Annotated in this window: 10 protein-coding genes; 4 read left to right on the top strand and 6 right to left on the bottom strand. The window is 74.9% G+C overall.

Features of this window, described 5'->3' with window-relative positions:
• The first annotated feature begins 116 nt into the window (after positions 1–116).
• From AB0F71_RS08200 to AB0F71_RS08185, 4 genes are all read left to right on the top strand, one after another.
• Positions 117–1,847: a sensor histidine kinase gene (locus AB0F71_RS08200; RefSeq protein WP_360229808.1), complete on the top strand. Its 1,731-nt coding sequence runs from the start codon at positions 117–119 to the stop codon at positions 1,845–1,847.
• A gap of 41 nt (positions 1,848–1,888) precedes the next feature.
• Positions 1,889–2,629, top strand: coding sequence for a response regulator (locus AB0F71_RS08195; RefSeq protein WP_360229961.1), 741 nt, complete (start codon positions 1,889–1,891; stop codon positions 2,627–2,629).
• 287 nt (positions 2,630–2,916) lie between these two features.
• On the top strand, positions 2,917–4,407 hold the full coding sequence (locus tag AB0F71_RS08190) for a diaminobutyrate--2-oxoglutarate transaminase (protein WP_360229806.1): 1,491 nt from the start codon (positions 2,917–2,919) through the stop codon (positions 4,405–4,407).
• Positions 4,408–4,427: 20 nt separating this feature from the next.
• Entirely contained in the window at positions 4,428–5,924 is a 1,497-nt protein-coding gene (locus tag AB0F71_RS08185) for a pyridoxal-dependent decarboxylase (RefSeq protein WP_360229959.1), read from the top strand.
• 68 nt (positions 5,925–5,992) lie between these two features.
• On the opposite strand, the gene AB0F71_RS08180 is transcribed toward AB0F71_RS08185, so the two are convergent.
• The 6 genes from AB0F71_RS08180 to AB0F71_RS08155 all read right to left on the bottom strand — a co-directional run bounded on the left by AB0F71_RS08180 (position 5,993) and on the right by AB0F71_RS08155 (position 14,160).
• A complete protein-coding gene (locus tag AB0F71_RS08180) occupies positions 5,993–6,790 on the bottom strand; it encodes an inositol monophosphatase (protein WP_360229957.1) in 798 nt (265 codons plus the stop codon).
• A gap of 228 nt (positions 6,791–7,018) precedes the next feature.
• Positions 7,019–8,251 carry a type III PLP-dependent enzyme gene (locus AB0F71_RS08175; protein WP_360229804.1) on the bottom strand — a complete coding sequence of 411 codons (1,233 nt, stop codon included), beginning with the start codon at positions 8,249–8,251 and terminating at the stop codon, positions 7,019–7,021.
• Positions 8,248–9,972, bottom strand: a complete 1,725-nt coding sequence (locus tag AB0F71_RS08170) for an IucA/IucC family protein (protein WP_360229955.1) — start codon at positions 9,970–9,972, stop codon at positions 8,248–8,250. Before AB0F71_RS08170 ends, AB0F71_RS08175 begins: the two co-directional genes overlap by 4 nt.
• Before the next feature lie 26 nt (positions 9,973–9,998).
• A complete protein-coding gene (locus AB0F71_RS08165; protein WP_360229802.1) occupies positions 9,999–11,213 on the bottom strand; it encodes an MFS transporter in 1,215 nt (404 codons plus the stop codon).
• Complete coding sequence (locus AB0F71_RS08160; protein ID WP_360229953.1) at positions 11,210–12,856, bottom strand: IucA/IucC family protein; 1,647 nt, start codon at positions 12,854–12,856, stop codon at positions 11,210–11,212. The genes AB0F71_RS08165 and AB0F71_RS08160 overlap by 4 nt, the downstream gene beginning before the upstream one ends.
• Positions 12,857–12,960: 104 nt before the next feature.
• Positions 12,961–14,160: an ATP-grasp domain-containing protein gene (locus AB0F71_RS08155; RefSeq protein WP_360229800.1), complete on the bottom strand. Its 1,200-nt coding sequence runs from the start codon at positions 14,158–14,160 to the stop codon at positions 12,961–12,963.
• Between the last annotated feature and the right edge of the window lie 57 nt (positions 14,161–14,217).

Below are 14,217 nucleotides of genomic sequence, written 5' to 3'. Positions count from 1 at the left end.
AGGTCCGGGCGTGACGGAGGTCACGTTTGCGTTCATAGAGTTCACGGCGGGACGGGAACGACCCGGGGTGCCCGGAGCCCCCCGGGTGTGCGGGGCCGTGGTGCACACTGGCAGGCATGTCCGTGAGCACCGCCCCCACCCGCTCGCGTCGCCGCTGGCTCCCGCCGCCGCGTCGGCTGGTCCGCAGCCTGGCCGGGCAGCTGTTCGTCGTCCAGGTGGTCATCGTCGCCGCCGTGGTGGCGGGCGGCGCGGTGCTGGCGTACCTGTTCACCGCCGAGCGCACCGCGGACGCGGCCCGCCGCGAGGTCACCTCGGTCGCCCACGCCGTCGCCGACTCCCCGTCCGTGCGGTCCGCCGTCGCCGGACCGGATCCGACCGCGGTGCTCCAGCCGTACGTCGAGCGGGTGCGCCAGGACGTCGGGGTCTCCTTCATCACCGTCATGGACACCGACGGGGTGCGCTGGACCCACCCGCTGCCCGAGCAGATCGGCAAGCGCTATCTCGGCCACATCGACTGGGCACTGGCCGGGCAGACCCGCAGCGAGACCTACACCGGCACGCTCGGTCCGTCCGTCCGGGTGGTCACCCCGGTGTGGGACGACCAGCACCGGGTGGTCGCGCTCGTCAGCGTGGGGCTGACGCTGGATTCGATCTCCGCGCAGCTGAGCGGGCCGCTGCTCGCCCTGGTCGGGGTCGCGGTGGCCGCGCTGGCGCTCGGCGGGGTGGGCACCTACCTCGCCAACTCCCGACTGCGACGGCACACTCACGGCATGCGGCCGGACGAGCTCAGCCACCTCTACGAGTACCACCAGGCGACCCTGCGCTCGGTGCGGGAGGGGCTGATCCTGCTCGATCGGGCGCACCGGGTGGTGCTGTGCAACGACGCCGCTCGTGAACTGCTCGGGTTGGAAGGCGAGTTGGACGGACGCCCGGTGGCCGATCTCGGGCTGCCGGAGGCCCTGGTGACCGCCGTGCTCGGTGAGGAGCCGGTCCGGGACGAGGTGCACCTGACGGCCGAGCGGGTCGTGGTGCTCAACACCTCCACCATCGGCACCGGTCTCGGCCGGGTGGTGACCCTTCGCGATCACACCGAACTGCAGTCGCTGAGCGGAGAGTTGGACTCCGTACGCGGCTTCACCGAGGCGCTCGGGGCGCAGGCGCACGAGGCCGCCAACCGGCTGCACGCCGTCGTTTCGCTGATCGAACTCGGGTGCCACGAACAGGCGGTGGAGTTCGCGACCGCCGAACTCGCCCTCGCCCAGCAGCTCACCGACCGGGTGGTCGCCGCGGTCGGCGAGCCGGTGCTGGCGGCGCTGCTGCTCGGCAAGGCGGCCCAGGCGGCCGAACGGGGCGTGGAGTTGACCCTCACCGAGGACAGCCGGATCGACGACGGGGTGCTTCCGCCCGGGCTCTCCGCGCGGGACCTGATCACCGTCCTCGGCAACCTGATCGACAACGCGGTGGACGCCGCGATCGCCGGGGCCGCGCAGAGCCCGGGCGCGCCGGAGGTCACCGTCACCGCGCGGATCGACGGCGGTGGGGCCGGCGATGGTGCGGTCGGTGCGGGCGGTGATGGCGGGGGAGGGGTCGCCTGTCTGCTGCTGCGGGTTGCCGACACCGGTGCGGGCATCGACCCGGCCGCCGTCGAGGACGTGTTCCGGCGCGGCTGGAGCACCAAGCAGGACGGCCACGGACACGGCCTGGGCCTGGCGCTGGTCGCCCAGGCCGCCCGGCGCAACGGCGGCACCGTCGAGGTCGGCCGCGAGCGCGGCGCGGTGCTCACCGTACGGCTGCCGCTGACCGGCGGCCGGGTACGGGAGCTCGACCAGGAAGGGGCCCCGGCGTGAGCGGCAGCGGCATGAGCGGCCCTGGCGCGGGCGGCAGCGGCATGAGCGGTACCGGCGCGGGCGGCGCCTCCGGCGCGGCCGCCCGGAGCGGGATCTCCGTCCTGGTCGTGGAGGACGACCCGGTGGCCGCCGCCGCGCACACCCTGTACGTCGAGCGCGAGCCCGGTTTCCGCGCCATCGGCACCGTGCACAGCTGCGCCGACGCGCTGCGCTCCCTGGAGCGGGCCCGTGCCGCCGGGACGCCCGTCGACCTCACCCTGCTCGACCTCTACCTGCCGGACGGCCACGGCCTCCAGCTGTGCCGCACGCTGCGCGCGGCCGGGCATGCCACCGACGTCATCGCGGTCACCTCGGCCCGTGACCTCGCCATGGTGCGACAGGCGGTCTCGGCGGGGGTCGTGCAGTACCTGCTGAAACCGTTCAGCGCGGCGGCGCTGCACGACCGGCTGGAGCGCTACGCCCGTTACCGGGACAGCCTCGGGCGCACCGGCGAGGCGACCGGACAGGATGAGGTCGACCAGGCGCTCGCCCTGCTCCGCACGCCCGAGCGCAACTCGCTGCCGAAGGGGCTGAGCGCGCCGACCCTGGACACCGTGGCCTCGGTGCTGCGGGAGGCGTCGACCGGTCTGTCGGCGGCGGCCGCCGGTGCCGCTGCCGGGGTGTCCCGGATCACCGCGCGGCGGTACCTGGAGCACCTGGTGGACACCGGGCGGGCGGTGCGCGAGCCGCAGTACGGGAGTGTGGGGCGGCCGGAGCTCTGCTACCGCTGGAAGGGGCGGTGACATGGGGGCGATGGCACGGGAGCGTGACGGCGGGGCGGTGACACGGGGGCGGTGACACGGGGGCGCGGCACGGGAGCGGTGACGAAGGGACGGTGAGGAAGAGGCGCTGATGGTGGAGGGGCGCCGCCCGTTACCTTTCGGTGCCCTCGTTCGTTGGTCCGGACGGGGCGGCGCGGGTGCTGGCGCGGGAGGTTCACTCACTCGGGTGGTTCTGGGCGCCCCCGCGGCATTCCGGCAGGTCGCGGGCGATAAAGTTAGGCTTACCTAACTTCTTCTGGGGGTTCGCCTTGTCGCTCGCCGCCGTACCCGCCCAGGCCGCCTCCGGGGCCACCGCCGCCGCGGCCCCGCCCTCCGGCGAGGCCATCCTGCGCCGCCAGCGCGTCCGCGAGTCCGCCGCCCGGACGTACGCCCGGTCCTTCCCGATCGTCCCGGTCCGGGCCCACGGCATGACCGTCGAGGGCGCCGACGGCCGCCGCTACCTGGACTGCCTCTCCGGCGCCGGGACGCTCGCCCTCGGACACAACCACCCGGTGGTGCTGGAGGCGATCCGCCGCACCCTCGACAGCGGTGCCCCGCTGCACCTGCTCGACCTGGCCACCGCCGAGAAGGACGACTTCACCAGCGCGCTGTTCGAGAGCCTGCCCCCCGAGTTCGCCTCCCGCGCCCGGGTGCACTTCTGCGGACCGGCCGGGACGGACGCCGTCGAAGCCGCCCTCAAGCTGATGCAGACCGCCACCGGGCGCTCCGGCGCCCTCGCCTTCACCGGCGCCTACCACGGCATGACGGCCGGCGCCCTCGCGCTCACCGGCAACGTCGCCGTCAAGGAACCGCTGCCCGGCGGCGGCGAGGTCGTCCGGCTGCCCTACCCGTACGGCTACCGCTGCCCGTTCGGGGTCGGCGGCGAGGCGGGCGCCGACCTCGGCGCCACCTACGTCGAGCGGCTGCTGGACGACCCCTCCGGCGGTGTGGTGCCGCCCGCCGCGATGATCCTGGAGGCCGTCCAGGGCGAGGGCGGGGTGGTGCCCGCCCCCGACGGCTGGCTGCGCGAGATGCGCCGGATCACCGCCGAGCGCGGCATCCCGCTGATCGTGGACGAGGTGCAGACCGGCGTCGGACGGACCGGCGCGATGTGGGCCGTCGAACACAGCGGCATCGTCCCGGACGCGATGGTGCTCTCCAAGGCCATCGGCGGCAGCCTGCCGCTCGCGGTGGTCGTCTACCGCGAGGACTACGACGGCTGGCGGCCCGGCGCCCACACCGGCACCTTCCGCGGCAACACCCTCGCGATGGCCGCCGGAGCCGCCACCCTGCGGTACGTCGCCGCGCACGGACTGGCCGAGCGCGCCGCCGTGGCGGGCGAGCGGATCACCGCCCGGCTGCGCGAACTCGCCGCCGAACTGCCCGCGATCGGCGACGTGCGCGGGCGCGGGCTGATGATCGGGGTCGAACTGGTCGCCCCCGACGCCGCCCCCGACGCCTGCGGCGCCCGCCCGGCCGACCCCGCGCTCGCCGTACGGGTCCGCGAGGCCTGCCTGGCGCGCGGGCTGATCGTCGAACTCGGCGGGCGGCACGACGCGGTGCTGCGGTTGCTGCCGCCGCTGACCATCACCGACGAGCAGGTCGCGGCCGTGTTGGAGCGGCTGGCGGAGGCGATCGCGGTGGCCTCGGTCGCGTCAGGGGCCTCGGTTACGTCGGGTGCGTCGGGGGCCCTGGGGGCGTCGGGGGCCTCGGGGGCCCGGGCCACGGCTCCGGGTTCGACGGCGCGGGGTGGGGCGTGACCGCCGCCGACTCCGGGGCGGTGCCGCCCGAACTGCCCGGCGAGGGCGGCGACCTGGACGCCCTCGCGGGCGGCGCGGCTGGGCCCGGAGCCCTCGGCCCGCTGCTGGCCACCGTCCTCGACGCCCTCGACACCGGCACCGCGCTGCGCTCCGGGCCACTGCCCGCCGGCAGCCCGGCCGAGATCGCCGCCCTGGTCGCGGACGGCCTCGCCGGCGCCGGGGGACACGGCGCGCTCGCCCGGCTCACCGAACTGCTCGCCTACGGCGCCGCCGACCCCGCCGACCCGGCCTGCGCCGCCCATCTGCACTGCCCGCCGCTCGCCGTCGCGGCCGCCGCCGACCTCGCGGTCAGCGTGCTCAACCCCTCCCAGGACTCCTGGGACCAGGCCCCCGCCGCGACCGCCCTGGAAACCGCCCTGCTCGCCGAACTCGCCACCCTGGTCGGCTACGACCCGCGCCGCGCGGCCGGGGTGCTCACCTCCGGCGGCACCGAGTCCAACCTGATGGGCCTGATGCTGGCGCGGGACCAGAAGCTCGACGGCATCGTGGAACTGGACGGCATCCCGACCGGCGCCCGGCCCTGCATCCTCGCCTCCGAGGCCGCCCACTTCTCCGTCCAGCGCGCGGCCGCCCTGCTCGGACTCGGCGAACGCTCCGTCCTCGCCGTCCCGGTGGACCGCCGACTGCGCATGCCCCCGGAGGAGTTGGAACGCTCCCTGGCCGAAGCCAGCTGGGCCGGACACACCCCGATCGCCGTCGTCGCCACCGCCGGCACCACCGACACCGGCACCATCGACCCGCTGCACGCCGCCGCCGACCTGGCCGGCCGCTACGGCGCCTGGCTGCACGTCGACGCCGCGTACGGCGGCGGCGCGCTGCTCTCCGACCGGCTCGCCCCGCTGCTCGACGGCATCGCCCGCGCCGACTCCGTCTCCCTGGACTGGCACAAGCTCGGCTGGCAGCCCGCGGCCGCCGGGGTCTTCCTGGTCCGCCGGGCCGAGACGTACGTCTCGCTGGCCCGGCGCGCCGAGTACCTCAACCCCGTGGACGACGAGCGGGCCGGCTACCCCAGCCTGCTCGGCCGCTCGCTGCGCACCACCCGGCGGGCCGACGCCTTCAAGCTCGCCGTCACGCTGCGCACCCTCGGCCGGGAAGGACTCGGCCGACTCGTGGACGCCTGCCACGACCTGGCGCTGGCGGCCGCGGACGCCGTCCGGGCCGAACCCTCGCTCGAACTGCACGCCGAACCCGTCCTCACCACGCTGCTGTTCCGCTACCGGCCGCCCGGGATGACGGACGAGGCCGCCGTGGACGAGTTGAACGGGCAGCTGCGTCGGCTGCTGCTGCGCACCGGGCGGGCGGTGGTCGGGCGGACCGAGCTGCCGGGGGACGGGCCCGGGCGGGTGCGGCTGAAACTCACGCTGCTCAACCCGCACACGACGGTGGGCGAGGTGGGGGCGCTGCTGCGGGAGGTGGTCGGCGCGGGGCGCAAGGTCGCCGGGGAGCGGGCGGGGTAGCGGTGCCCCCGCCCCGGGCGGGCAGATGCCCTGGGCAGGGGAGGGCCGGCCGGGCGGCTCCGGTGGGGTCAGCCGTTCAGCAGGATGCCGCGGCTGAGTTCCCAGGTTTCGGGGTCGGCGGCGACCAGCAGGCCGTCCTCGCAGCCGGGGGCCTCAGGGCGGTACGGGGCGCCGTCCATGCGGGCCGCGACACCGCCGGCCTCGGAGAGCAGCAGGGAACCCGGGGCGTGGTCCCAGGGGAGGGTCCGCCAGTAGAAGATGAAGTCGGTCCGGCCCTCGACGACGTCGGGGTACTCCATCCCGGCGGCGCTGCGGCCGGGGGAGATCTCGCGGAAGGCCGCGCAGTGCGATTCCAGGCGGTGGCGTTCGGCCGGGTCGAGGAAGCGGCTCTTGAGGATGCCGGTCAGCTTGCCGGCGTCGGCGGGCGCGGGGCGGCGGGTGAGGCGTTCGCCGTCCCGCCAGGCGCCGGAGCCCAGTTCGGCGCGGTAGGCGGTCGCGGTGGCGGGCTGCCAGATCCACGAGGCGACGGTCAGGCCGCTGCGGACCAGGGAGCACATCACGGCGTAGTCGGGGCGGCCCGCGACGAAGTTGGCGGTGCCGTCCACCGGGTCGACCAGCCAGACGGCGGGCTCGTCGTGGATGGCCAGGGCGAGCGACGGGTCGGCGGCCACGGCCTCCTCGCCGACCACCGGGACGGGCAGCAGTTCCTGCAGGCGGCGGGCGATGATCGCCTCGGCCTCGCGGTCGGCGATGGTCACGACCTCGCCGGGTGCCTTCTCCATCACCTCGCCGGCGGTCAACGCCCGGAAGCGCGGCTCCACCGCCTCGGCCGAGGCCTCGGCGAGTATCTCCGCCACCTTGTCCATCAGCACGTTCGCGCTCCCTTCGCCGGCTACCACTCTCGCACGAGTGGGGGGAGGGGTGTCGGCCGGCCGGTGACGGCGGGCGGGGACGGGAGACGGGGAACGGGGACGGGAGACGGGGAACAGATAACAGATGACAGATTTCGAAATCTGTCATCTGTTATCTGTTCCCCGTCATCGCTATCCGTTGATTGTCTGCCGGTTCCCCTCCGGCTCCCCGTCGGCTGCCGGTCAGTCGCCCAGGTAGTGGAACCCGGGCCGCGGGTGCATCAGGAACTCGTGGTGCGAGATGTTCCACCCGTACGCGCCCGCCATGGCGAACAGCACTCGGTCCGCCGTCCGCAGGTGCGCCGCGCCGTCCGCGGCTCGGGCCAGGACGTCCTTCGGGGTGCACAGCTGCCCGGCCAGGGTGGCCCGGCCGGTGGTGACGGCGGGGCGCGGCCAGGGATGCGGCCAGGCGCCCACCGGGAGCACCGCGAAGGGCTGGGAGTGCCCGCGGGTGGCCGGGGTGCGCAGGTGGTGGGTGCCGCCGCGGACCACCGCGAAGTCCTCGCCGTGGCTGCGCTTCACGTCCAGCACCTCGGTCGCGTACCAGCCGCAGTAGGCGGTCAGCGCCCGCCCGGGCTCGATCCGCAGGGTCAGCCCGGGGTGGGCGTCGAGCAGCTTGGCCAGGCCCTCGCCGAAGGCCGTCCAGTCGAAGAGCCGCGCCGGGTCGTCGTAGTCCACCGCCATCCCGCCGCCGACGTTGACCTCGGCGAGCGGGAAGCCGTGCCGGTCGGCCAGTTCGGCCGACCAGGCGACGATCTGCCCGGCGACCGCCAGCTGCTCGTCCGCTGCGAGCCCGCTGGCCAGGTGGGCGTGCACCCCGCGCAGCCGCAGCCGGTGCCCGAGCGGGCCGCCGTCGGTGAGCAGTCGGACGCACTCCTCGGCCCGGTCGGGGTCGAGCCCGAACGGGGTCGGGCGTCCGCCCATCGCCAGCGGCACCGCGTCCAGGGCGTCGGTGGCCACCGGCAGGTTCACCCGCAGCAGGACGTCCACGACCACCGCCGGGCGCTCTGCCAGGACGGCGGCGAGCCGGTGCAGTTCCTGCTCGCTCTCGACGTGCCAGCGGTGCACTCCGGCGTCCACGGCCGCGAGGATCTCGGCGGGGGTCTTGCCCGGTCCGCCGAAGGCCAGCGGCGCGTCCGGGACGGCGGCCCGTACGTGCGCCAACTCCCCGCCGCTGGAGACCTCGTAGCCGTCGACGGCGTCGCGCAGCGCGGTCAGCAGCGGCGCGTCCGGGTTGGCCTTGGCGGCGTAGTACAGCTCGACCCGCTCGGGCAGTGCGGCCCGGACGGCGGCGGCGTGCTCCCGCAGGGCGGCCAGGTCGTAGACGTAGGCGGGCAGTTGGTCGGGTGCGAGAGAGGCGACGTGGCGGTGGACGGTGTCGGTCACCGGGGCGCCGGTGGTCGGGGTGTGGCTCATCGGACGGCGCTCCCGGTCGGAAGGTGGGCGGTCATGCGGGCGGCCTCGGCGAGCACCGAGCCGGCCAGCGGGGAGGGCAGCCGGACGTACCCGGCCTCCCGGTCGGCCTTGCGCTCCCAGCGGGTGAGCAGGTTGGCCTTGGCGGGCAGCGGGACGCCGGCCAGCAGTGCCCGCAGTCGCGGGGGGCGGCCGTGGGCGGCCGCGTACTCCTCCAGGGCGTCCCGGACGGCCTGCCAGAGCGCGCCCTCCAACTCGGGGTGGCGGTCGGCGAGGGCGGCGAGCAGCTCGGCGACGTGGTTGACCAGCAGGCAGTAGACCACCCGGTCCCAGCCGCGCTCGGCGTCGTACGTCATCGGGCCGGCCACCTCGGGCGGCAGGGCGGCGAGCAGTTCGGCGTTCTGCTCGGGGACGAGCTTGGTGCCCTCCAGGTCGCGGAAGAGCACCTGGGCCGGCCGACCGTCCGCGTCGACGCCGATCAGTACGTTCTGCAGGTGCGGCTCCAGCACCACGCCGTGGTCGAAGTAGGCCGCCAGCACCGGCGGGAGGAGCAGTCGCAGGTAGTCGCGCCACCAGCCGAGGGCGGCCGCACCGCCCGAACTCCCGTCCAGCAGGCGGGAAATGTGGGCCGAGCTGGTCGGGTGCTCGTCGGCGACGGCGCCGGCGAGCAGCGGGGTGACACCGGGCCGCAGCAGCCCGCCGAAGCCCTCGCGCAGGATCAGGCCGAAGCCCTCGAACAGGGCCCGGTCGGGGTGGCCGTCGGCGCCCGGGAGGGCGAGGGTGCGGAAGGCGGGTTCGCGCAGCATGGCCGCGTCCGGGAAGCGCTCGGCCAGGTCGGTCAGCACCGGCTCCAGCACGCTGGTGAGCCGGACGGCGCCGGTGAGTTCGTAGGCGGCGTTCTTCCGCAGGCAGTTGGTGATGCGCACGTTGAGGCTGAACTTGAGGAAGGCGTCCGCGCCGTACAGGGTGCGCACCGAGGCGGTGGCGGCGAAGCGCTCGCCTCGGGGGCCGAGGTCCAGGACGTCGCCGCGGGCCAGGGCCGCGCGCAACAGCGGGTGGTCGCCGACGAGTTGGTACTGCCAGGGGTGGGCGGGCAGCAGCCGGTAGCCGTCCGGCACCTCACCGAGGCCGTCCAGTACGGCGCTCGCCCCCGGGTCCACGGACTCCTCGGCCAGCAGCTCGGCGCGTACGGCCAGGTGGCGCAGCGGGAAGGCCGCGCGGGACTCCGGCGCGTAGTGGCGCCAGTCGCCCCGGGCGGCGGAGCGGGACTTGGGGGCCGGGTGGAAGCGGTGGCCGAACAGCAGGGCCTGCTCGGACTCCAGGTAGCGGTCCGCCCCGGCGGCCGGCCGGTCGGCCAGGCCCGCGCCGACGCCCCGGTGGCTGGAGGCCACCTGGTCGAGGAACTCCTCGTTCACCGTGCCGGTGCGCAGCTCCAGCTCGTCCTGGGCGTACCCGGCGAGCTCGCGCCAGCCCAACTCGCGCCAGCCGTCCGGGGTTTCCTCGTGTACGGGACCGGTGAACCGGTGTGCTCCGAGCAGCGAGGTCCGGCGCAGGGCGACCCGCAGCAGGGTGCCGCGGCGGGGCAGGCGCAGCAGCAGGTGCCCGTCGTCGACGGCGGTCTGGTGCTCGGGGGCGGACACCTCGCGCAGCAGGCAGTTGAGGAGGGTGTGCGCCACCGCCTCGTCCGCGCCGGGCAGTTCGGCGGGATCCGTGGTCGACGGCATGGCGGGGAGGGTGGTGGGCCGGGCGGTCATCGGGGACTCCTACGGGTCAGGAGGGCGAGCAGGGCGGCGGCCAGTGCGGCGACGGTGCCGGTGACGACCGGGGCGGCCGGTCCGCCGCTGCCGTTGGCGAGCGCGGCGGCCAGTCCGGCGGCGACGGCACCGCACTTGGAGACGGTTTCGCGGGTGCCGAACATCCGGCCCGGCGCGCGGCCGCGGGCGGCTTCGGCGGCGAGGACGGCGAGGCAGACCAGGCCGAAGGTCATGCCGAGTCCGAGCACCGCTCGGGTGAGGGCGAAGGTGAGCAGCGAGTGGGCCGGGGCGTGGCCGACCAGTCCGACGGCCACCAGGGCGAAGCCCAGGGCCAGTCCGCTGCGCGGGCGTGCCTCGACGGCGGCGTGCACCCGGCCGGCACCGACCAGGTAGACCAGGTGCGGCAGTGCGAACAGCAGGCCCGCGACGGTGCCGCCGGCCCCCGGCAGCCGCTGCTGGACCAGGGTGATCAGGTACGGGAAGGAGATGATGGTGGCGAAGACGAAGGCGAACTCGAAGGTGTAGAGCAGCCGGAGCGAGCCGGGCCGGTCGGCCGGGACGGCCGAGACGGTTGGGGTGCTCGTGCCGGCGTCGTGGCCCGCCGGGGCGAGGGGCGGACGGACCGGCTCCGGAAGGGAGTTGAGCAGTGCCGCGGCGGTCAGCGGCAGCACCGCCATCACCAGGTACTGCCGGTGCGGGTCGATCCACGGCGACAGTGCGCCGACCAGGATCGGCGCCGCGACCAGGGCCGCCCGGGCGCTGCCCTGCATCAGGGTCAGCGCCTTGGACAGCCGGGAGCCGTCCAGGGCCGCGGCGAGGTAGCCGTTGGTGGCGGAGAAGGTGCCGCCGAGGAAGCCCTGGAGCACCAGTGCGACGGTGAACGCGGGCAGGCTGTCGGCGGCTCCGGCGAGCAGGAAGGAGACGGCGAGGCCGAGTTGGGCGCGCAGCAGCAGCCGCTTCTGGCCGAAGCGATCGGCCAGCCGGCCCCACAGCGGAGCGCCGAGGGCGGTGAAGACGGTCGGCACGACGTACAGCAGACCGGCCCAGTGGCCGCTGTGGTCCCCGAGGGTGGGGAGGATCTCGGTGAGGTACGGAGGCAGGCCGAGGGCGGCGAAGGAGGCGACGAAGTAGCAGGCCGCCACCGCGTGCACCTGGCGCCGGTCCAGCCCCGTGGCCTCGGCCGGCCGCGACAGGGGTTCGACGGTCGTCACGAACGGTCCTCGGGAAGGAGGTAGTTGGGGCCGTCGGTGTAGTGCTTGTTGATGTCCGCGGCGCCGCTGCGCTCCTTGCTGAGCAGCGTCCCGGCGCTCACCATGGCCTTGACCGGCAGGCGTTCGGCGTCCAACAGGTCGGTGCGCAGCGGTTGTCCGGCCGGGCCCAGCCGGTCGACCGCCTCGGTGAGGACGGTGCGCAGCAGCTCCAGGCTCCGCGCCAGCGGCACCCGGCCGTGCGCGGCCAGGCCGAAGGCGAGCGAGGCGGTGCACAGGTGGCCGGTGATGGTGGTGAACAGGTCGGTGAGTGCGCGGTCCTGCTCGCCGAGGATCCTCGGGTCGCGGAACTCGGCGACCAGGGCGGCCAGTTCGCGGACCGGGGAGCGGCCCACCCGGGTGGTGTTGACCCGGGGGCCGTCGTTGTCCTTGTAGAGCAGCCGCAGGCCGGTGCCGTCGAGGACCAGCGAGGTGTTCTGCTGGTGCGACTCCAGGGCGATGCCGTGGCCGAACAGGGTGGTCTGCCAGTCGACCAGCAGCCGCAGCAGCTCCTCGTACAGCGTGGGGACGGAGCCGTGGTGGAAGCGGTCGGCCAGGTGGTCGATCACCAGTCGGCCGTCGGGCGCCTCGGCGAGCAGGGCCGCCAGCGGGACGGTGACGGCGTCGTCCAGGCTCGCCGGGTAGCGGCGCAGCAGGACGGCCAGCAGCTCGTCCTCGGCGTGGGCGTAGTGCTGTTCGTCGGCGTGCAGGATCTGCTCGGCGAAGCGCGGTTCGTGGGCGGCCACGGCCTCCACCAGGCGCTGCCCGACCGCGCCGTTGACCAGGGTGACCGGCTTGATGGTGCGGCGGTTGCGCAGGCCCAGGGTCGCGGTGGCGAGCGGCAGTTTGAGGTGGCAGGACGGGTCGGCGGCCACGGCGACGGTGCGCATGGACAGCGTGGGGAGCACGTCGAGGTACGGCTCGGGCGCGAGCACCGCGCCCGGCACGATCCGCGCGAAGTCCTCGTCCGCGGTGAGCGGATGGACCGGGACGGTGGTGAACTCTCCCGGCACGCCGAGCTGTTCGGCGCTCGGCCACCAGGCGGGCAGTGGGCCGTCGCCGTGCACGGTCAGCCGGCCGGTCGGGACGGCGAGCCAGCGCAGCTCGAAGCTAGGGTGGAACTCCGGCGCGTAGGAGCGCAGTTGGGCCTCGCTCAGACCAGAGCGGCCGCGCGCGGTCGGGTAGACGGGGTGGTCCAGGAAGGCGGCGAGGGTCTCGAAGCCGAGCGCGGCTCGCGGGCCGGCCCAGTCGGCCACGTCCTTGCCGTAGCGCTCGGCGAGTTCGGCCTGCACCTCGGGCCGCACCCGGTCGTGCAGCTCCATCGTGGCGAGGGTCTGCCGGCACTCCTCGGCGAAGGCCAGGTGGCCGGGGCGGTCCAGCGGATCGGCCCGCTCCGCCAGCAGGGCCAGGACGGCGGTCAGTTCGGTGAGCCGGGCGCCGTCGACCTCCAGCTCCGGCAGCCGGGCGGCGTGGTCGGCCTGGAAGCCGTCGTGGGCGACCGGCAGGGCGAGCGAACCGTCGCTCAGCCAGGGGCCGTCGGGGCGCTGCTCCAGGGTGCCGCGGGTGCGCAGGCCGAGCACGTCCTCACGCAGCAGGGCGGACAGCACCCGCAGGGTGAGCTGCGCGGCGGGGGTCGAAGCGGCGGGCGTCGAAGTGGCGGGGGCCGCCTCGGTGGGCGTCGAAGCGGTGGGGGCGGGATGATCGGCCGGGTTCACGCGGTGATCTCCCAGCGGTTGGCGGCGATGAAGTCCGCGACCGCGCCGTCCACCGCGTCCTGGTCCGGGCCGACCGCCCAGACGATGCCCAGGTAGTCGCGGTTGGTGCGGTAGAGCTCGTGCCGGGCGCCGAGCTCGCGAACCGGCAGGTAGGACAGCGTCACCCCGTCGGCCCGTCGCTCGAAGCGCGGCTCGGGGGCGGCGGTCAGGGTGCCGGCCTGCTCGGCGCAGACCCGCTCGTGGCGGGCCCGCTGATCGCTGCGGGCGCCCAGGTCGGCGGGCAGCTCCTCGCCGAGGTGGGTGCGCAGCACCAGCTCGAAGTAGGGGATCCCGAGGATCTCGGCGAGCATCAGGTCGCACTGGTCGCCGATGGCGCGGTAGTTGACCTCGATGATGCGGGCGCGGCCGTCCGGCTGGAGGACGAACTCGGTGTGGCAGGCGCCGAGTCCGACCCCGAGGGCGTCGAGCTGGGCGAGCACCTGCTCGACCACCGGGCGGGGGTGCGCCGGGGTGAAGGTCAGTACCTCTTCGATGAAGTCCGGCGGCGGGGAGAGCCGGGTGCGGAAGCCGCCGAGGACGCGCCTGGTCCGGCCGTCGCCCAGGGTCTCCAGGGTGCGCAGCTCACCGGCCAGGAACTCCTCGACCACCAGGGTGGCACCGGGGCGGCGCTGCTGGATCTCCTTGACCCGCAGCGCGAGTTCGGCGGCGTCGGCGACCAGGGTGACGTCCTCGCTGGCGACGCCCTCGCGCGGCTTGACGATGCACGGGAACGAGGGAGTGAGACCGGTCGGGTCCTGTCCGGGCGCCAGCTCGGCGGACTCCACCGCGTCCAGGCCGGACTCGGCGAGGTGGCGGCGCAGCTCGCCCTTGTTCTTGGTCCGCAGGGCGGCCTTCCAGTCCTTGCCCGCCAGGCCGAAGTACTCGGCGACCAGGGCGGTCTGGGTCTGCAGGTGGTCGCTGTTGCTGAAGACCGCGGCCGGTGTGTGGTGCTGGGATATCAGGCCGATGACCTCGCGGAAGTCCTGCACGTCGCACTCCACCACCTCGCAGGTGAACTCCGCCTCGGCGTAGGCGCGTTGGTGGGCCTCGACGTGGTCGGTGAGGACGGTGACGTCGAGTCCGAGCCGGGCGGCGGCGGGTAGGAAGCCACGGGTGACCGAGTCGGTGGGGTTGAGGGCGAGCAGGTAGAGCCGCATGGGGAGGGTCCTCGGGGCGTGGTGGCGGACGAAGGACGGCGAACAGATGACAGAGTT

This window comes from Kitasatospora sp. NPDC028055, from assembly GCF_040637885.1.
Taxonomy (GTDB): domain Bacteria; phylum Actinomycetota; class Actinomycetes; order Streptomycetales; family Streptomycetaceae; genus Kitasatospora.
This window is presented reverse-complemented; position numbering and strand designations above follow the sequence as displayed.